The following is a 17630-nucleotide window of genomic DNA, read 5'->3' as shown; positions in this document are numbered from 1 at the left end:
CCTTAGTTCTGCTTCCCGGTATTGGCGATTGCCTTCGACAGCGCATCGCTCACCAGATCCTCGACGCGGATGCGGGCTTCCAGCGACTGCTTGAAGGCGGCGGAGGTCGACTTGGCCGCGTCGGGCAAGCTGTTCCACTCGGTCACAGCGCCCGGCAGGTCGCCATTCTTCACCTTGTCTTCGAAGCGCGCGGCGATCGCATCGATGCCGTCGCCCGGGACGTTGCCGACCGGGCGCACCTGTACCAGGGATTTGGCGCTCGACATCAGCCGGTCACTCCAGCTCTGGTTCGGATTGTCGTTCTGCGTGGTGGCGACGATGGCGGTCGCCACATCCGTGACCTGGCGGATCAGGTCGGCGCGCGAGGGAACGCCGGTCTGGGCGAAGTTCTTAAGATCGGCGACGGCCGGGTCGTCGGGCGCGACATTGGCGAAGGTATCGAGTTCAGGCCGGAACGGGCCGCCGCGATCGATCGCAGCCTTCAGCGCCGCAGCCGCGATCGCGCGGGCAACCGCACTTTCCTGGCTCGGTCCGCTCAGTTTCCTTTCGGCATTGTCGAGACGTTTGCCGACCGCCGCATCGGCCGTCGCCTGGCTCTGCGTCGCCTTGCCGAGATCCGCCTTCAGCTGATCGACTTCGGCGGTCAGCGCGGCGATTTTCTGATCGGTATCGGTGCCCGCTGAACCTGTCGATCCGCCTGACGACATGCCGTTGGCGGTTGCCGTTTCGAGCGCGGCAACACGGGCCGCGAGTGCGCTATCCGGTTTTGCAGCAGGGGCCGGGGTCGCGGCAAGATTGGCGATGCTCTGCTTCAGCCCGTCGATTTCGGCGTTGAGAGCGGCGATATCGGCCGAATTGTCCTTGGCCGAGCCTCGGCCGGGCAACAGGCCGGCATATTGAATCGCGCCCGCGCAAATAAGCGCAATCAAGCCACCGACGATGCCGGCGGCGATCAGGCCGGAGATTGCGCCTTCCCGTCTCTGTTGCTGCGGGTAGGAAGGTGCAGGGTCAGGCTTGTGTTCCGCAGCAGCTCTCGGTTCCTCCGGGAGGGGATCGGGAATGTGCTCCCGATTTTCCTCGTGCAGCGGCTCATTGCTCGCTTCCAGCGGCATTTCCACTTCATTGGCGGAGGATGAGCCGGGCTCGCCGTGGCTGCGTTCCGTCATATCCTCGGGCGCTGCGTCCTGCGCAGTTTTTTCGGCTTCCAGATCGATCGTGACCGGCTCGTTGTTGGGCTTCGAATGGTTAGGCGGTTTTCCCGGTACCATGAGGTCCTCTTTTCATGCGCTGCAACGAAGTTAGACAGACAAGGCGATTATGGAAAGACCTTAGATCAAAATTGCGGCCTTACCCTGCGACAAGCAGCGCCAGAAGTCGGTCTTCATCCGGCGTTTCGGCGATCGCGACGTGTGGACGCATGTCGGCCGGAACCGCTTCGGCAATGGTCTCGCTCAGGCAGAGAAAGCGCGTCCCGGCGAAGATCGCCGGGTTTTCCCGCACGAAGGGCAAGCCGAAGAAGCGCTGCGCCGTCTGCTGGGAATAAAGCAATACCGCATCTGCCCGCGGGTCGGCGAAAAGCCGGCGAAGGACACCATCTTCGGGGATGACATCGCGCATCCGGTAGCATTCCACCGTGCGGAACGGTCGCCGCAGCCTGGTCAGTCCCGCTTCGAAACCGGCAGCGCGGGGATGGCCCGCGAGATAGAGAAGGGGGCTTTCGGTAAGATTGGTCGCATGACCGGAAATCAGAGCCGCGAGCTCGGTGCCGCCGCCTTCCGATGCGGCAATATCGATAAAGCCGAGGGCGGCCGCCTCCTTGGCGGTTGCCTTGCCGACGGCAAAAAGCGGGCGGCCGAGATGAGGTGCAAGATCGGCGCCCAACGCGGCCAGAACCCGAACCGCTTCGGCACTGGTGACGGCGATGGCGCCATGGGTTTCCAAGAGCGCGCGTCTCGCATCGTCGGCATGATGGATCGGCTCCGCCAATGGCAGCAGCAATGCTTCGTGGCCCATCCGCGCCAATCGCCCGATGGTGCGTTCACCCGAATGCTGGGGGCGGGTGACGACGACGCGCATCGGATGTCAGACCCAGTCTTCGAAAAAGGTGCTGCCCGCTTCGGCACGAATTGCCTGACCCGCATTGATGCCGAGCGCTTCGGCATCGCGGCGATGGCCTTCGATGGTGGTGGTGTGCACCTGCTTGCCATCCGGCGTCAGGATCATGCCGAAGAACCGCAGATGATCCCCCTCGCAGATCGCGTAGCCGGCAATGGGCGTGCGGCAGGAGCCGTCGAGTGCCGCCAGGAAGGCGCGCTCGCAGGATACCGCATCGAAGGTCTGTCCATCGTTGATGGCGACGAGCAGGTCGCTCGTCCTCTTGTCGTCGATGCGGCTTTCGATGGCGATTGCGCCCTGTGCCGGTGCCGGCGGGAATTCGTCCGGATCGAGGATTTCGGTGATGACCTCGACATTGCCGAGCCGCTTCAGGCCGGCAACGGCAAGCAGCGTCGCATCCGCCTGTCCCTCTTCGAGCTTGCGAAGGCGGGTCTGGACCGAGCCTCGGAAGGTGATGACATTGATATCCGGGCGCAGGCGGCGGACTAGCGCCTGGCGGCGCAGCGAGGCTGAGCCGACGGTTGCGCCATACGGCAGCTCGATCAATTTCGGTGCTGTGCGGCCGATGACGGAATCGCGAATGTCTTCGCGGGGCAGGTAGGCGTTCAGCGCCAGCCCCTCGGGCAGCTTCGTCGCCATGTCCTTGGCTGAGTGCACCGCGAAGTCGAGTTCGCCGGAGGTCAGCTTTTCTTCGAGCTCCTCCGTGAACAGGCCCTTGCCGCCGATTGCCGCCAATGAGCGGTCGGTGATGCGGTCGCCCTTGGTACTCAGAACGACGATTTCGAACATCTCCTCCGGAAGGCCATGCGCCGCCATCAGGCGGTCGCGTGCCTCGTGCGCCTGGGCGAGCGCCAGCGGGCTGCCCCGCGTGCCGATCCGGAAAGGTTTTGTTTGCATCCGCTTTGATCCGTTGTTACCGACAGTTCCCGTAACCATATTTCCGCTTTATCGCAATCGACCTGTAGGCAACGAACTTTCTCCATGGCGTCCATTCTTCGTATTCTCGGCATCGAAACAAGCTGTGACGAAACCGCTGCAGCCATTGTCGAGCGCCGGAATGACGGCACGCCCACGGTTTGTTCCGATGTTGTCCTCAGTCAGTTGGACGAGCATAGCGCCTATGGCGGCGTCGTGCCGGAAATCGCTGCGCGGGCGCATGTCGAGGCGCTGGATACGCTGATCGACGAAGCATTGAAACGCGCCAATGTGTCGCTCTCGGACGTCGATGCCATCGCTGCCACGTCCGGGCCGGGCCTCATCGGCGGTCTGCTCGTCGGCTTGATGACCGGCAAGGCGATCTCGCGTGCGACAGGCAAGCCATTATACGCCATCAACCATCTGGAAGGCCATGCCCTGACGGCGCGGCTTACCGACGGACTTGCTTTTCCCTATCTGATGCTGCTCGTTTCCGGTGGTCATACGCAGCTCATCCTGGTGCGCGGCGTCGGCCAATATGAGCGCTGGGGCACGACCATCGACGACGCGCTGGGCGAAGCCTTCGACAAGACGGCCAAGCTTCTGGGGCTGCCCTATCCCGGCGGCCCGGCCGTGGAGGCAGCCGCGAAAAAAGGTAATCCGGATCGCTTCGATCTTCCGCGGCCGCTGGTCGGCGAGACGCGCCTCGATTTTTCCTTCTCCGGCTTGAAGACGGCGGTACGGCAGGCGGCGACGGCGATCGCGCCCGTGACCGAGCAGGATATCGCCGATATCTGCGCCTCCTTCCAGAAAGCTATTTCGCGCACCTTGAAGGATCGGATCGGCCGCGGCCTGCAGCGCTTCAAGACGGAATTTCCGAAGGCAAAGGAAACGCCGTCGCTTGTCGTGGCCGGCGGCGTTGCTGCCAATCTCGAGCTGCGCCGCACGCTGCAGGAGCTTTGCGATGCCAATGGCTTTCGTTTCATCGCGCCGCCATTGAGATTGTGTACTGACAATGCCGTCATGATCGCCTGGGCAGGACTGGAGCGCATGGCGACGGGTGTTGCCCCTGACGATCTCGATGTGCAGCCGCGTTCGCGCTGGCCGCTGGATCAGAAGGCGGAAACTCTTCTGGGATACGGCAAACGGGGAGCGAAGGCATGAGCGGCAATGAGCAAATCGCAGTCATCGGCGCAGGTGCTTTCGGCACGGCGCTCGCAGCCGTCATCGCGCTGACCGGCCGTAGCGACGTGACGCTCGTCGGGCGCAATGCGGGGCTGATGACGGATCTTGCCGCTGATCGCATGCATGATGCCGCCCTGCCTGGGATCGAGCTTCCGGATTCGCTGCGGTTTTCGGCCGAGGCGGATGCCGTTTCCAATGCTGGCATCGTCCTTTTCGCCATGCCGTCGCAGGCGCAGGCGGACGCTGCTCGCCACTATGGGCCTTACCTCGCCAAGGACGCGATTGTCGTCACCTGCGCCAAGGGTATCGACAAGGTTTCAGGCGACCTTCTGACCGATATGCTCGAGCGGGAGCTGCCGCAGCATGCCATCGCCGTGCTTTCCGGGCCTGGCTTTGCCGCCGATATCGCCAAAGGCCTGCCGACGGCCATGGCGATCGCTGCCGCAGACATGGCCGTCGCCGAAAGGCTCGCGCAGGCGATTTCCGGCCCGACCTTCCGCCTCTATGCATCGGATGACCGCATCGGCGTGCAGCTTGGCGGCGCGCTGAAGAATGTTCTCGCCATCGCCTGCGGCATTGTCGAGGGCCGGGGCATTGGTGATTCCGCACGCGCGGCGTTGATCAGCCGCGGTCTCGCCGAAATGTCGCGCTTCGTCGCGGCCAAGGGCGGTAAGGCTGAAACCGTGCGCGGGCTCTCGGGTCTCGGCGATCTCGTGCTGACGGCGACCAGTCATCAATCCCGCAATCTCAGATTCGGTATCGCGCTTGGTCAAGGCGAAACAGCCGATCCGGCGCACGGTACGCTGGTCGAGGGCGCCTATGCCGCTTCCATCGCGGCGCGGCTCGCCGGCGAACTCGGCGTCGACATGCCGATTACCGACGCCGTGTCCGCTATCATTGACGGCAAACTCGACATAACGGCCGCCATCGGGCAGCTGATGACGCGGCCGATCACCACGGAATAGCTTGAATATCAGTGCTGCCCTGGATATATTACTGGATATACAGGGAGCGGCTATGAGTAACTCGCAAAAGCGCGCAATTCAGAACTACCGTTCTCGTCTCGGAGAGCGCGGTCTCGCTCGCTTCGAGGTGCTCGGGCTTGATGCCGACCGTACTCTTATTAGAGAGATGGCACGACGATTGGCAGAAGGCGGAACTGAAGCGGCCCGACTTCGCGATGTACTGACCAAGACCGTTTCAGGAGATCCGCCGAAAAAAGGCGGTGTTTACGCCTGGCTACGCAGCTCGCCCCTTGTCGGGACCGATATCGATCTTGAAAGGGTTAAAGGCAAAGTGCGCGAGATCGATCTTTGACCCGCTACTTGCTGGATACCAATATCATCAGCAACACGATCAAACCCGAACCGTCGCCTCACCTCGTGCGATGGCTCGAGGCCCAATTGGATGATGATCTCTACATCACAGCCTCTACGATCGCTGAAATTCAGCGTGGCATCCTGATCATGTCGGCGGGACGCAAGCGTGATGATCTTGAGGCATGGTTTCTCGGCGGTCAGGGACCTCAAGCCTATTTTGCAGGGCGCATTCTTCCCTTTGACGAGAATGCCGCTTTGATTTGGGCGCAGCTTATGGCCGAGGGCAGGGCGGCGGGAAGGCAGCGTGACCCGATGGACATGTTGATCGCCTCCGCGGCAATCACGAACGAATGCATTATCGCCACGGATAATGAAGCCGACTTCTGGGGCCTCGATATCATCAACCCCCTTCGCGCAGAAATGTGATGACCTGGGGCGATTGAAGCTTTATCCGTCATCGCCAATAGATTTCGATTTCCTTGGGAGAATTAAGTCATGCTGTTTGCCTTTGTCTGCAAGGACAAGCCCGGTTACCTGAATGTCCGCATGGAGACACGCCCGGCGCATCTGGAGTATCTGAACAAGCTCAATGCCGAAGGCACGCTGAAGATGGCAGGTCCGTTCCTCGATGCCGAAGGCAAGCCGAACGGCAGTCTGGTGGTCGTCAAGGCCGAGAACGTCGAAGCGGCGGTCGCGATCGCGGATGCGGACCCTTATGCTAAGGCCGGTCTGTTCGAGAGCGTCGAGATCAAGCCGTTCAACTGGGTCTTCAACAATCCGGAGGCATGAGACATGGCGCACTGGCTTTATAAATCCGAGCCGTCCTCCTGGTCGTGGCAGCAGCAGAAGGATGCCGGCGAAAAGGGGACCGAGTGGACCGGCGTGCGCAACTATCTCGCCCGCAACAACATGCGGGCCATGCAGATCGGCGACAAGGGTTTCTTCTATCACTCCAATGACGGGCTCGAGGTGGTCGGCATTGTCGAAGTCTGCGCGCTGGCGCATCCGGATTCGACCGCCAAGGACGATCTTCGCTGGGAATGCGTCGACATCCGCGCCGTCCGCGACATACCGAAGCCTGTGTCCTTGAAGGACGTCAAGGCCAATCCGAAGCTTTCGCAAATGGCGCTCGTCACCTCCATGCGGCTTTCCGTGCAGCCGGTGACGGATGAGGAATGGCTCGAAGTCTGCCGCATGGGCGGTCTGGACAATCCGCCGGTCTGATCCGGCTGAAGGACCTCGTGAAAACCGATCCGGAAAGTTTCATCCTTGCCAATACCAGTCTGATGGCGCCGCCGCATGTGCCGGAAATCCGGCTGCACCTTGCAAGCGAGGCCCATGAACTGTGGTTGAAGACCGAGGAGGAACTGGAGGACATCGGTCTGCCGCCGCCATTCTGGGCCTTTGCCTGGGCAGGCGGGCAGGGTTTGGCGCGCTACATCCTCGATCATCCGGCAATTGTTGCCGGCAGAACCGTGCTGGATTTTGCCAGCGGTTCCGGGCTCGTTGCCATCGCGGCCGGGCTTGCAGGCGCGAGTCATGTGCTTGCCGTCGATATCGATCCCTGGGCGGCCACGGCGATCCGGTTGAATGGCGTCGAAAATGGCGTTGCCCTGGATTTCTCCGGCGAGGATATCATCGGCCGTGCTGTGAATGCGGAGGTCATTCTCGCCGGCGATGTCTTCTACGATCGCGATTTTGCGGCAGGCCTTGTTCCCTGGCTACACCAACTGGCGGGCGAGGGACGGACTGTCCTGGTCGGCGATCCCGGCAGAGCCTATCTTCCCAAGGATAGCCTTGAGGCACAGGCGACGTATCAGGTGCCGGTGACGCGTGCGCTGGAGGATAGCGAGGTCAAGAAGACGACCGTCTGGCGATTTCTCGCCGGGTAGAGCGATCAACCGCCGCGCAATCATTTTCGCGGCATTCCGGGTGGAAAGCCGCGATGCATCTTTCCTGACTTGATCCGGAGGCCGTCAGGGCCGAATCACGCAGACGCCGGCTTCATGCGAGCAGGGATCGGCGGCGTAGCGGACATTGATGACCTTGGCGCGCGGCCTTGGCTGTGCCGCGACAGGGCGCGCATAAGGATTGTAGCCGCCATAGCCGACAACATAGGTGCCGCTATCGGCCTGGTAGACGTCCGCCGTGCCGGCATAGGTGCCGGCGCTCGCGGCCTCTTGCCGTTGCATGAGGATGATTCTGGCCGGCTGCTGCTGCCCGAATCCCTGCGAAGACGATATCTGGGGCAGGCGCACGAGGCCCGAATGATGGTGAGGGCGCCAGCGATGAAATTCGTTCGCGAACGCCGATGTCGAGGAAAAGGCGGCGGCTGCCGTCAAAACGAGCGCTGCTGCCTTGAAAAGATGCGGCCTCATGATTCGTTCCGTTTCCATCCGTTAAAAAAGTCTTAACGGCAGATTGCCCCAAGACCGGCGCGAAGTCCACGTCAGGGTTGATGAAATGGTAAACAGCCCGGAATGAGGAGTCCGTCTTTGCATGCTCGCTAAAGTGCAAAGCGATCCCAATCGATTAAATTCGATGCAGGCATCAATTGGGCTTGTCGATAGGCATTTCCGCGATTAATGGTCGCAATGATGCAACGCACACTGCACGTCCCCGTGCGCGCGTTGCCCCGGAGATCCGGGTTCTAAGCGTATCGTAACGCCGCGAGGTTCTGATGGCGAACGTCACACAAAACCGGCCCCTGTCGCCGCACCTGCAAATCTACAAACCCATTCCCACCATGGTCATGTCGATCGTCCACCGCATCACCGGCGGTGCGCTCTACTTCGGCACGGTGCTGGTTGCCTGGTGGTTGATCGCCGCTGCGACCGGTCAGGGCTATTTCGACCTGGTCAACTGGATCATGGGCTCGATCATCGGCCGCATCATCCTGCTCGGCTACACCTGGGCGCTGCTGCATCACCTCATCGGCGGTCTGCGCCATTTCGTCTGGGATCTGGGCTACGGTTTCGACCCTGCCGTCTCGACGAAGATGGCCAAGTTCACGCTCATCGCCTCGATCTGTCTGACCGCGCTGGTCTGGATCATCGGCATCGCCATCCGGCTGGGTTGAATTGGCGTGATCGTTCCTGAAAGCGCTCGGGCGTTTTTCGGGATCATGCTTTAAAGGATATTTCTCATGGATATGCGCACCCCTCTGGGCAAAGTTCGCGGTCTCGGTTCCGCCAAGGAAGGCACCGATCATTTCTGGCGCCAGCGCCTGACCGCCGTTGCCAACGTTCCCCTCTTTCTCTTCTTCGTCATCTTCCTGATGATCTATGCTGGAGCGCCCTACGCGGAAGTCGTGCATGCGCTGTCGAATCCGCTCGTCGCGGTCATCATGGGCCTGATGGTGATCTCCGGCATCATTCATATGAAGCTCGGCATGCAGGTCATCATCGAGGACTATGTGCACGGTGAATTCGGCAAGATCGTCCTTCTCATGCTCAACACGTTTTTCTCGGTCATTCTGGCGGGGCTCTGTCTTTTCGCCATTCTGAAGATCGCGTTCGTAGGATAAATGCATCATGGCACCGAACTCATCCGCTCAGAATGGGCCTGCTCAAAATGGGAAAGCCTATAAGTACGTCGACCACTCCTATGACGTGATCGTCGTCGGCGCCGGCGGCGCCGGCCTGCGCGCCACGCTCGGCATGGCCGAGCAGGGCTTCCGCACCGCCTGCATCACCAAGGTCTTCCCGACCCGCTCACACACCGTTGCCGCCCAGGGCGGCATTGCCGCTTCGCTGCGCAACATGACGCCCGACAGCTGGCAGTGGCACCTCTACGACACCGTCAAGGGTTCCGACTGGCTCGGCGACGTCGATGCCATGCAGTACATGGTCATGGAAGCGCCGAAAGCCGTCTACGAACTCGAGCACTACGGCGTGCCTTTCTCGCGTAACGAGGAAGGCAAGATCTATCAGCGTCCGTTCGGCGGGCACATGCAGAATTACGGCGAGGGACCGCCGGTGCAGCGCACCTGTGCTGCCGCCGACCGTACCGGCCATGCCATCCTGCACACGCTTTATGGCCAGTCGCTGCGCAACAACGCCGAATTCTTCATCGAATATTTCGCGCTCGACCTCATCATGTCCGACGACGGCAGCCGCTGCACCGGCGTCGTCGCCTGGTGCCTCGATGACGGCACGATCCATCGCTTCGCCGCCAAGATGGTGGTGCTGGCGACCGGCGGCTACGGCCGCGCCTATTTCTCGGCAACCTCTGCCCATACCTGCACCGGCGACGGTGGCGGTATGGTGGCCCGTGCCGGCCTGCCGCTGCAGGACATGGAATTCGTTCAGTTCCACCCGACCGGCATCTACGGTTCGGGCTGCCTGATCACCGAAGGCGCCCGCGGCGAAGGCGGCTATCTCGTCAATTCCGAGGGCGAGCGCTTCATGGAACGCTATGCTCCCTCGGCGAAGGACCTTGCCTCGCGTGACGTTGTTTCGCGCTGCATGACGCTTGAGATCCGCGAGGGCCGCGGCGTCGGCAAGAACAAGGACCACATCTTCCTGCACCTCGACCATCTCGACCCGGCTGTGCTGCACGAGCGCCTGCCGGGCATTTCCGAGAGCGCCCGCATCTTCGCCGGCGTCGACGTGACCCGGGATCCGATCCCGGTTCTGCCGACCGTTCACTACAATATGGGCGGCATTCCGACGAACTACTGGGGCGAAGTGCTGAATGCCGACAGCAACAATCCCGAGCGCGTGCTGCCGGGCCTGATGGCCGTCGGCGAAGCCGGCTGTGCTTCGGTGCATGGCGCCAACCGCCTCGGCTCCAACTCGCTGATCGACCTTGTCGTCTTCGGCCGCGCCGCCGCTATCCGCGCCGGTCAGGTCATCGACCGCGATGGCCCGGTTCCGGCGCTCAACGTTGCGGCCTGCGACAAGATCATGGATCGCTTCGATCGCCTGCGTCACGCCGGCGGCTCGACGCCGACGGCAGCGCTGCGCGAGAAGATGCAGCGCGCCATGCAGGAAGACGCCGCCGTGTTCCGCACGCAGGAATCGCTGGAGTCCGGCTGCCGCCGCCTGTCGGAGATCTGGAAGGAGCTGCCGGACATCAAGGTCACCGACCGTTCGCTGATCTGGAACTCCGACCTCGTCGAGACACTCGAACTGCACAATCTGATGGCCAACGCCATCACGACGATCTACGGCGCCGAGGCCCGCAAGGAAAGCCGCGGCTCGCATGCCCGCGAGGATTACACCGAGGGCAAGTTTGCCGGTCGCGACGACGAGAACTGGCGCAAGCATACGCTTGCCTGGGTCAACGACGCCGGCGACGTGAAGCTCGACTATCGTCCCGTTCACACCGACCTGATCGCCGAAGGCATCGATCCGCACAAGATCGAGCCGAAGGCACGCGTATACTGATCTGAGAGGAACTGACCATGGTTGAACTCGCTCTCCCCAAGAACTCTCAGATGCGCGAAGGCAAGGTCTGGCCGAAGCCGGTCGGCGCCAAGAACACGCGCGAATTCCGTGTCTATCGCTGGAGCCCGGATGACGGCCAGAACCCGAGCATCGATACCTACTATATCGATGTCGACGATTGCGGCCCGATGGTGCTCGACGGTCTGCTCTACATCAAGAACAAGATCGACCCGACGCTGACGCTGCGCCGCTCCTGTCGCGAAGGCATTTGCGGTTCCTGCGCGATGAACATCGACGGCACCAACACGCTCGCCTGCACCAAGGGCCTGGACGAGATCAAGGGCACGGTGAAGGTCTATCCGCTGCCGCATATGCCCGTCGTCAAGGACCTCGTACCGGATCTGACGAACTTTTACGCCCAGCACCGCTCGATCGAGCCCTGGCTGAAAACGGTATCGCCGCCGCCTGCCAAGGAATGGAAGCAGAGCCACGAGGATCGCCTGAAGCTCGACGGCCTCTACGAGTGCATCCTGTGTGCCTGCTGCTCGACCTCCTGTCCGAGCTATTGGTGGAACGGCGACCGCTATCTCGGCCCCGCCGTGCTGCTGCAGGCCTATCGCTGGCTGATCGACTCCAGAGACGAAGCCAAGGGCGAGCGCCTCGACAACCTTGAGGATCCTTTCCGCCTCTATCGCTGCCACACGATTATGAACTGCGCCCAGACCTGCCCGAAGGGTCTGAATCCGGCCAAGGCAATCGCCGAAATCAAGAAGATGATGGTCGAGCGGCGGGTCTAACCCGCCGTTTTGGCATTTTGCCTCGCTTTCGGGTCCGGCTGCGAGGCAAGGCTGGATCGCAGTCCCGCGACATTGGCCGGGACGATCGCAAGATGCTGAAATTCGTCTTCTGGTTTTGTTTGCGTAAGGTTTGCCGAATCAAGCCTTGAAACTACCCGATTCTTGTCCAGCTATGGCTTTGCGGCGATTTATGGCGGTATCGACTTGATTAACCAAAGTGAAATACGGTAATTCCCTCGTCATTGAGCATCACTTTGCAAATGTCAGCGGTGGACAAATAATTAGGAGTGTGATGATGCAGTTCAGATATGCAGTGACGGCTGCGGCGATAGGTCTGTCGCTTGCCGGTTGCCAGCGCACGGCATACAACGACAGTTATTCAGCCCCGCCACTGCAGGCCCAGCCTGTCAATCCCGTACAATCCAGCCAGCTTCCACCCGCAGGCGGCGCCAACGGTTCGCAATTCCCGGCCGCACCGACGGGCGCGCCGAGCGCAGCCAATCCGCAGCAGCAGCAGGCGATGGCCGCTTCCGCCATGGACGTTACCAAGGAATCGATGGTCGGCAGCTGGAAAGTGAGCAATGCCGGGGCGAGCTGCGACATGTTCCTGACGCTTACCAATCTCGGCAGCGGTTCGCGCGGCGGTACGCGCGGTTGCTCCGGTGAACTCACCTCGATGGGTTCGTGGGAAGTTTCCGGCAAGCAGGTTCTCCTGAAAAATCGCGACGGCTCCACGATCGGCACGGTCTACAAGACGGCCGATTCGCGCTTTGACGGCTCGACCGCGTCCGGTCAACCGCTCAGCCTCAGCCGATAAGCTTATTTGACGGGGCTGCACCGCTTGAGTGCGCCCCTTTTTGCACAGGCGGATATTTCCCCATGCAGCCCATGCCAGACTACTCGATCAGCGTCTGCGAACAGCTGAAGGCGCTGACGGCATCCGGATCCCTACAGGTGGATTCGGCGCAGATGGATGTGGCGAAAATGCTCGATCGCGTGCTTGCCGATCTCAAGCGGAAGCGGCCTGCTGCCAAATCCAGCGCGCTTGGCTGGATGTTTGCTGCGCGCAAGAAGTCGGTCGAGCCTACTAAAGGCCTCTACATTCACGGCAGCGTCGGGCGCGGCAAGACCATGTTGATGGACATGTTCTTCTCCATGGCGCCCTGCGAGAAGAAGCGCCGGGCACATTTCTTCGAATTCATGAGCGATGCGCACAATCGCATCGCCGCACAGCGGCTGAAATTCAAGAACGGCGAAACGAAGCAGGCCGATCCCATACCACCCGTCGCCGCCGATCTCTACGCCGAAGCCGAATTGCTGTGCTTCGACGAATTCACCGTCACCGACATTGCCGATGCAATGATCCTGTCGCGGCTGTTTTCCGAGCTGTTTTCGCTCGGCTGCGTGCTGATCGCCACGTCGAATGTCGAGCCGGACAATCTCTATCGCGACGGGCTCAATCGCGGCCTCTTTCTGCCCTTCATCGATCTCTTGAAGAAGCATGTCGATATCGTCACGCTGGATTCGCCGACCGATTACCGCATGGAGAAGCTGAACAGCCAGCCGGTCTATCTGACGCCGCTCGATCAGCGTATCGATATGGCGATGGATGCATCCTGGGTGCAGGCGCTGCATGGACGCAAGGCGCAGCCGATGGAGATCCCGATGAAGGGGCGCTCCATTCATGTGCCGCTTGCGGTCGAGCGCATGGCGCGCTTCTCCTTTGCCGATCTCTGCGAGGCGGCGCTGGGGCCTGCCGATTTCTTCGCCATCGCCGAACGTTTCGATACGATCTTTCTCGACCGGGTGCCGATGCTCGGGCCGGAAAAGCGCAATCAGACGAAGCGTTTCATCATTCTCATCGACACGCTCTACGATCACAACATCCGCCTTTACGTGTCGGCGGCCGCCATGCCGGAGCATCTCTTGGAGGTGCGGCGTGGGACGGAAGGTTTCGAATTTGACCGCACGGCATCGCGGCTTTTCGAGATGCGCAGTGCCGAGTATCTTGCCCAGACTCCGGCGAGGCGAGCCGCCGAATAACAATTCGGTGACATGATGACTTACGTTTACGTAAGAATTTTTCGATCTAACCGATTGAAATTGCTGATCCAAAAATAATCAATTGCCAATTTCCCCCTTTGGGTCTATGCGATTGGCGGCTATTGTGGATGCCTTGCTCGGCGTCCCGCCACGGATTTTGATCGCAAAGGATACACCGAAATGGCGCGCAACAAGATCGCACTTATTGGTTCTGGCATGATTGGTGGCACGCTGGCGCATCTCGCCGGCCTGAAGGAACTGGGCGACATCGTCCTGTTCGACATCGCGGACGGCATCCCCCAGGGCAAGGGTCTCGACATCGCCCAGTCTTCGCCGGTCGAAGGCTTTGACGCTAATCTCACCGGCGCCAGCGACTATTCCGCGATCGAAGGCGCTGACGTCTGCATCGTCACGGCAGGCGTTCCCCGCAAGCCGGGCATGAGCCGCGACGACCTTCTCGGCATCAACCTCAAGGTCATGGAGCAGGTCGGCGCCGGCATCAAGAAGTATGCCCCGAATGCTTTCGTGATCTGCATCACCAACCCGCTCGACGCCATGGTCTGGGCGCTGCAGAAGTTCTCGGGCCTGCCGGCCAACAAGGTTGTCGGCATGGCAGGCGTGCTTGACAGCTCGCGCTTCCGCCTCTTCCTTGCCAAGGAATTCAACGTTTCCGTCCAGGACGTCACCGCTTTCGTTCTTGGTGGCCACGGCGACTCGATGGTTCCGCTTGCTCGCTACTCCACCGTTGCCGGCATTCCGCTCACCGATCTCGTCAAGATGGGCTGGCTCACCGCCGAGCGCCTCGAAGAAATCATCCAGCGCACCCGTGACGGCGGCGCCGAAATCGTCGGCCTGCTGAAGACCGGCTCTGCCTATTACGCTCCGGCTGCCTCGGCCATTGAGATGGCTGAAGCCTACCTCAAGGACAAGAAGCGCGTTCTGCCTTGCGCCGCTCACCTCGACGGCCAGTATGGCGTCAAGGACATGTATGTCGGCGTTCCCACCGTCATCGGTGCAGGCGGTATCGAGCGCGTCATCGAAATCGATCTCAACAAGGCCGAGAAGGAAGCTTTCGACAAGTCGGTCGCTGCCGTTGCCGGCCTCTGCGACGCTTGCGCCACGATCGCGCCTTCGCTGAAGTAATTTCCGCGTCATAACAGGGATAAGTCCATGAACATTCATGAATATCAGGCCAAGGCTCTGCTGAAGAGCTATGGCGCACCCGTCGCGGACGGCGTTGCCATCTTCTCCGCCGACGAAGCCGCCGCTGCCGCCAAGCAGCTTCCGGGCCCGCTTTACGTCGTCAAGAGCCAGATCCACGCCGGTGGCCGCGGCAAGGGCAAGTTCAAGGAACTCGGCCCGGACGCCAAGGGTGGCGTTCGCCTTGCCAAGTCGGTTGACGATGTCGTCGCCAACGCCAAGGATATGCTCGGCAACACGCTGGTGACCAAGCAGACCGGCCCGGCCGGCAAGCAGGTCAACCGTCTCTACATCGAAGACGGCGCCGACATCGACCGCGAACTCTATCTCTCGATCCTCGTCGACCGTTCCGTCGGTCAGGTTGCTTTCGTCGTTTCGACCGAAGGCGGCATGGACATCGAGACCGTCGCGCACGATACGCCGGAAAAGATCATCACCGTCGCCATCGATCCGTCGACGGGCGTCACGGCTGCCAACACGGTTTCTCTTTCCGACGCGCTGAAGCTCGAAGGGGCCGCCCGCGAAGACGCTGCCACGCTCTTCCCGATCCTCTACAAGGCCTTCGTCGAGAAGGACATGGCGCTGCTCGAGGTCAACCCGCTGATCGTCATGACCAACGGCCACCTGCGGGTCCTCGACGCCAAGGTTTCCTTCGACGGCAACGCCCTCTTCCGTCATGAAGACGTCCGCGCCCTGCGCGACACGTCGGAAGAAGACGAGAAGGAAATCCAGGCGCACGAATATGACCTGGCCTATGTCGCCCTCGACGGCAACATCGGCTGCATGGTCAACGGCGCCGGTCTTGCCATGGCAACCATGGACATCATCAAGCTCTACGGCGCAGAGCCGGCGAACTTCCTCGATGTCGGCGGTGGCGCGACCAAGGAAAAGGTTACGGCCGCTTTCAAGATCATCACTGCCGATCCGGCTGTCCAGGGCATTCTGGTCAACATCTTCGGCGGCATCATGAAGTGCGACGTCATTGCCGAAGGCGTGCTTGCAGCCGTCAAGGAAGTCGGTCTGAAGGTTCCGCTCGTCGTTCGCCTCGAAGGCACCAATGTCGAGCTCGGCAAGAAGATCATCAACGAATCCGGTCTCAACGTCATCTCCGCAGATGACCTGGACGATGCCGCCCAGAAGATCGTGAAGGCAGTCAAGGGCTGATCGGGATGGCTGCTTCCTTCGCTCCAACGGCTGCTCATCTCCGCCTCGGTGCTTTTGCCGGCGCCTGGGAAGGGGAAGAGCGCGTCGCGGCTTCGGCCTGGACGAAGGAAGGCACGGCAACCGCGCAGCTCACGGCCGAGTGTCTGTTCGGCGGATTTTTCGTCGAACAGCGCTACGTGCAGACGCGGGACGGCAGCACATCGTTCGAAGCCCGGAACATTCTCGGCTTCGATGCGACGGACCAGGCTTACAAGCTCTATCAGTTCGATACCGTAGGCTTCGTGCCCGCCTCGCCGGCTTCCGGCGAGTGGATCGACGACAAGCTCGTCCTGACCAAGGTCTCGCCGCGCGGTGCGCAGCGCACTTTCTTTCAGTTCGAAAATGAAGACTGCTACCGCATGGGCGTCACTTTCTCGCCCACCGGCAGCGATACATGGCAGGAGGTCGTCAGCGGCGTCTATCGTCGCGTTGCCTCCGCGTCTTCCAACCTCTCGTAACAAAGGCCTCGCATGTCTATTCTCATCAACAAAGACACCAAGGTTCTGGTTCAGGGCCTGACCGGCAAGACCGGCACCTTCCACACTGAACAGGCTCTTGCCTATCACGGCACGAAGATGGTCGGCGGTATCCACCCTTCCAAGGGTGGTGAAACCTGGACCGGCAAGGACGGCGAAAAGCTGCCGATCTTCAAGTCCGTTGCCGAGGGCAAGGACGCCACCGGCGCCAACGCTTCGGTCATCTACGTGCCGCCGGCAGGCGCTGCGGCTGCGATCCTCGAAGCGATCGAAGCCGAAATCCCGCTCATCGTCTGCATCACGGAAGGCATTCCGGTCGCCGACATGGTCAAGGTCAAGGATCGTCTGATCAAGTCGAAGTCGCGCCTGATCGGGCCGAACTGCCCGGGCGTTCTGACCCCGAACGAATGCAAGATCGGCATCATGCCGGGCTCCATCTTCAAGAAGGGCTCCGTCGGCGTTCTCTCGCGTTCCGGCACGCTGACCTATGAAGCCGTGTTCCAGACCACCAATGAAGGTCTCGGCCAGACGACGGCTGTCGGCATCGGCGGCGACCCGGTCAAGGGCACCGAATTCATCGACGTCCTGGAAATGTTCCTTGCCGACGACGAAACCAAGTCGATCATCATGATCGGCGAGATCGGCGGTTCGGCCGAAGAAGACGCGGCACAGTTCCTCAAGGACGAAGCCAAGAAGGGCCGCAAGAAGCCGATGGTCGGCTTCATCGCCGGCCGCACGGCACCTCCCGGCCGCACGATGGGCCATGCCGGCGCCGTCATCTCCGGCGGCAAGGGCGGCGCGGAAGACAAGATCGCAGCGATGGAATCGGCAGGCATCCGCGTGTCGCCGTCGCCGGCACGTCTCGGCAAGACGCTGGTGGAAGTCCTCAAGGGCTGAACCTACCTATGACAAGGCCGGACGGGGCGGCATCAGCCCTGTCCCGTCCGGTTTCGGAATTCGCAAGTGCATGCCGACGGCCTTGATGGC

21 protein-coding genes are annotated in these 17630 nt (G+C 61.3%); 17 read left to right on the top strand and 4 right to left on the bottom strand.

Annotated elements, in window-relative coordinates; all coding sequences use genetic code 11:
- Positions 1–2: 2 nt before the first annotated feature.
- The 3 genes from RHSP_RS01830 to hemC form a co-directional block, all read right to left on the bottom strand.
- Positions 3–1268 carry a COG4223 family protein gene (locus RHSP_RS01830; protein WP_004107879.1) on the bottom strand — a complete coding sequence of 422 codons (1266 nt, stop codon included), beginning with the start codon at positions 1266–1268 and terminating at the stop codon, positions 3–5.
- Positions 1269–1347: 79 nt separating this feature from the next.
- Positions 1348–2076, bottom strand: coding sequence for a uroporphyrinogen-III synthase (locus RHSP_RS01825; protein WP_004107877.1), 729 nt, complete (start codon positions 2074–2076; stop codon positions 1348–1350).
- Positions 2077–2082: 6 nt separating this feature from the next.
- Positions 2083–3012: a hydroxymethylbilane synthase gene (gene hemC / locus RHSP_RS01820; protein ID WP_004107876.1), complete on the bottom strand. Its 930-nt coding sequence runs from the start codon at positions 3010–3012 to the stop codon at positions 2083–2085.
- 84 nt (positions 3013–3096) lie between these two features.
- On the opposite strand from hemC, the gene tsaD reads away from it, so the two are divergent.
- The 7 genes from tsaD (at position 3097) to RHSP_RS01785 (ending at position 7426) form a co-directional block, all read left to right on the top strand.
- Complete coding sequence (gene tsaD / locus RHSP_RS01815; RefSeq protein WP_004107875.1) at positions 3097–4194, top strand: tRNA (adenosine(37)-N6)-threonylcarbamoyltransferase complex transferase subunit TsaD; 1098 nt, start codon at positions 3097–3099, stop codon at positions 4192–4194.
- The gene (locus RHSP_RS01810) at positions 4191–5180 is read left to right on the top strand and encodes an NAD(P)H-dependent glycerol-3-phosphate dehydrogenase (RefSeq protein WP_004107874.1); all 990 of its coding nucleotides are present in this window, start codon (positions 4191–4193) and stop codon (positions 5178–5180) included. Before tsaD ends, RHSP_RS01810 begins: the two co-directional genes overlap by 4 nt.
- Before the next feature lie 52 nt (positions 5181–5232).
- The gene (locus tag RHSP_RS01805) at positions 5233–5532 is read left to right on the top strand and encodes a hypothetical protein (protein ID WP_004107873.1); all 300 of its coding nucleotides are present in this window, start codon (positions 5233–5235) and stop codon (positions 5530–5532) included.
- Positions 5529–5960, top strand: a complete 432-nt coding sequence (locus tag RHSP_RS01800) for a PIN domain-containing protein (protein WP_004107872.1) — start codon at positions 5529–5531, stop codon at positions 5958–5960. Before RHSP_RS01805 ends, RHSP_RS01800 begins: the two co-directional genes overlap by 4 nt.
- 69 nt (positions 5961–6029) lie before the next feature.
- Positions 6030–6323, top strand: a complete 294-nt coding sequence (locus RHSP_RS01795) for a YciI-like protein (RefSeq protein WP_004107871.1) — start codon at positions 6030–6032, stop codon at positions 6321–6323.
- 3 nt (positions 6324–6326) lie between these two features.
- Positions 6327–6758, top strand: coding sequence for an EVE domain-containing protein (locus RHSP_RS01790; protein WP_004107869.1), 432 nt, complete (start codon positions 6327–6329; stop codon positions 6756–6758).
- Between the two features lie 17 nt (positions 6759–6775).
- A complete protein-coding gene (locus RHSP_RS01785; RefSeq protein ID WP_004107867.1) occupies positions 6776–7426 on the top strand; it encodes a class I SAM-dependent methyltransferase in 651 nt (216 codons plus the stop codon).
- An 84-nt stretch (positions 7427–7510) separates the two neighbouring features.
- Here RHSP_RS01785 and RHSP_RS01780 read toward each other — a convergent pair whose 3' ends face one another.
- Positions 7511–7912, bottom strand: coding sequence for a hypothetical protein (locus tag RHSP_RS01780; RefSeq protein WP_037149072.1), 402 nt, complete (start codon positions 7910–7912; stop codon positions 7511–7513).
- Positions 7913–8214: 302 nt separating this feature from the next.
- On the opposite strand from RHSP_RS01780, the gene sdhC reads away from it, so the two are divergent.
- From sdhC to sucD, 10 genes are all read left to right on the top strand, one after another.
- Positions 8215–8613 carry a succinate dehydrogenase, cytochrome b556 subunit gene (sdhC, locus tag RHSP_RS01775; RefSeq protein ID WP_004107865.1) on the top strand — a complete coding sequence of 133 codons (399 nt, stop codon included), beginning with the start codon at positions 8215–8217 and terminating at the stop codon, positions 8611–8613.
- Positions 8614–8679: 66 nt separating this feature from the next.
- Positions 8680–9060 carry a succinate dehydrogenase, hydrophobic membrane anchor protein gene (gene sdhD, locus RHSP_RS01770; protein ID WP_004107864.1) on the top strand — a complete coding sequence of 127 codons (381 nt, stop codon included), beginning with the start codon at positions 8680–8682 and terminating at the stop codon, positions 9058–9060.
- 7 nt (positions 9061–9067) lie between these two features.
- Entirely contained in the window at positions 9068–10924 is a 1857-nt protein-coding gene (sdhA, locus tag RHSP_RS01765; RefSeq protein ID WP_004107863.1) for a succinate dehydrogenase flavoprotein subunit, read from the top strand.
- Positions 10925–10941: 17 nt separating this feature from the next.
- The gene (locus RHSP_RS01760; protein ID WP_004107862.1) at positions 10942–11721 is read left to right on the top strand and encodes a succinate dehydrogenase iron-sulfur subunit; all 780 of its coding nucleotides are present in this window, start codon (positions 10942–10944) and stop codon (positions 11719–11721) included.
- A gap of 295 nt (positions 11722–12016) precedes the next feature.
- Positions 12017–12538 (top strand): protease inhibitor Inh/omp19 family protein, encoded by a 522-nt coding sequence (locus RHSP_RS01755; RefSeq protein ID WP_004107861.1) that lies wholly within the window; start codon positions 12017–12019, stop codon positions 12536–12538.
- 62 nt (positions 12539–12600) lie between these two features.
- Positions 12601–13764, top strand: coding sequence for a cell division protein ZapE (zapE, locus tag RHSP_RS01750; RefSeq protein ID WP_037148986.1), 1164 nt, complete (start codon positions 12601–12603; stop codon positions 13762–13764).
- Positions 13765–13944: 180 nt separating this feature from the next.
- Positions 13945–14907, top strand: a complete 963-nt coding sequence (gene mdh, locus RHSP_RS01745; RefSeq protein ID WP_037148983.1) for a malate dehydrogenase — start codon at positions 13945–13947, stop codon at positions 14905–14907.
- 27 nt (positions 14908–14934) lie between these two features.
- Positions 14935–16128 (top strand): ADP-forming succinate--CoA ligase subunit beta, encoded by a 1194-nt coding sequence (sucC, locus tag RHSP_RS01740; protein WP_037148981.1) that lies wholly within the window; start codon positions 14935–14937, stop codon positions 16126–16128.
- A gap of 5 nt (positions 16129–16133) precedes the next feature.
- Complete coding sequence (locus RHSP_RS01735; RefSeq protein ID WP_037148979.1) at positions 16134–16625, top strand: DUF1579 family protein; 492 nt, start codon at positions 16134–16136, stop codon at positions 16623–16625.
- A 12-nt stretch (positions 16626–16637) separates the two neighbouring features.
- Positions 16638–17540 (top strand): succinate--CoA ligase subunit alpha, encoded by a 903-nt coding sequence (gene sucD, locus RHSP_RS01730; protein ID WP_037148977.1) that lies wholly within the window; start codon positions 16638–16640, stop codon positions 17538–17540.
- The last annotated feature ends 90 nt before the right edge of the window (positions 17541–17630 follow it).

The organism is Rhizobium freirei PRF 81 (genome assembly GCF_000359745.1).
GTDB classification, from domain to species: Bacteria; Pseudomonadota; Alphaproteobacteria; order Rhizobiales; family Rhizobiaceae; genus Rhizobium; species Rhizobium freirei.
This window is presented reverse-complemented; position numbering and strand designations above follow the sequence as displayed.

Excerpts from the sequence above, each read along its gene's own strand:
- RHSP_RS01830 (WP_004107879.1), bottom strand. The coding sequence starts at position 1,268 with ATGGTACCGGGAAAACCGCCTAACCATTCGAAGCCCAACAACGAGCCG.
- RHSP_RS01825 (WP_004107877.1), bottom strand. The coding sequence starts at position 2,076 with ATGCGCGTCGTCGTCACCCGCCCCCAGCATTCGGGTGAACGCACCATC.
- hemC (WP_004107876.1), bottom strand. The coding sequence starts at position 3,012 with ATGCAAACAAAACCTTTCCGGATCGGCACGCGGGGCAGCCCGCTGGCG.
- tsaD (WP_004107875.1), top strand. The coding sequence starts at position 3,097 with ATGGCGTCCATTCTTCGTATTCTCGGCATCGAAACAAGCTGTGACGAA.
- RHSP_RS01810 (WP_004107874.1), top strand. The coding sequence starts at position 4,191 with ATGAGCGGCAATGAGCAAATCGCAGTCATCGGCGCAGGTGCTTTCGGC.
- RHSP_RS01805 (WP_004107873.1), top strand. The coding sequence starts at position 5,233 with ATGAGTAACTCGCAAAAGCGCGCAATTCAGAACTACCGTTCTCGTCTC.
- RHSP_RS01795 (WP_004107871.1), top strand. The coding sequence starts at position 6,030 with ATGCTGTTTGCCTTTGTCTGCAAGGACAAGCCCGGTTACCTGAATGTC.
- RHSP_RS01790 (WP_004107869.1), top strand. The coding sequence starts at position 6,327 with ATGGCGCACTGGCTTTATAAATCCGAGCCGTCCTCCTGGTCGTGGCAG.
- RHSP_RS01780 (WP_037149072.1), bottom strand. The coding sequence starts at position 7,912 with ATGAGGCCGCATCTTTTCAAGGCAGCAGCGCTCGTTTTGACGGCAGCC.
- sdhC (WP_004107865.1), top strand. The coding sequence starts at position 8,215 with ATGGCGAACGTCACACAAAACCGGCCCCTGTCGCCGCACCTGCAAATC.
- sdhD (WP_004107864.1), top strand. The coding sequence starts at position 8,680 with ATGGATATGCGCACCCCTCTGGGCAAAGTTCGCGGTCTCGGTTCCGCC.
- sdhA (WP_004107863.1), top strand. The coding sequence starts at position 9,068 with ATGGCACCGAACTCATCCGCTCAGAATGGGCCTGCTCAAAATGGGAAA.
- RHSP_RS01760 (WP_004107862.1), top strand. The coding sequence starts at position 10,942 with ATGGTTGAACTCGCTCTCCCCAAGAACTCTCAGATGCGCGAAGGCAAG.
- RHSP_RS01755 (WP_004107861.1), top strand. The coding sequence starts at position 12,017 with ATGCAGTTCAGATATGCAGTGACGGCTGCGGCGATAGGTCTGTCGCTT.
- zapE (WP_037148986.1), top strand. The coding sequence starts at position 12,601 with ATGCAGCCCATGCCAGACTACTCGATCAGCGTCTGCGAACAGCTGAAG.
- mdh (WP_037148983.1), top strand. The coding sequence starts at position 13,945 with ATGGCGCGCAACAAGATCGCACTTATTGGTTCTGGCATGATTGGTGGC.
- sucC (WP_037148981.1), top strand. The coding sequence starts at position 14,935 with ATGAACATTCATGAATATCAGGCCAAGGCTCTGCTGAAGAGCTATGGC.
- RHSP_RS01735 (WP_037148979.1), top strand. The coding sequence starts at position 16,134 with ATGGCTGCTTCCTTCGCTCCAACGGCTGCTCATCTCCGCCTCGGTGCT.
- sucD (WP_037148977.1), top strand. The coding sequence starts at position 16,638 with ATGTCTATTCTCATCAACAAAGACACCAAGGTTCTGGTTCAGGGCCTG.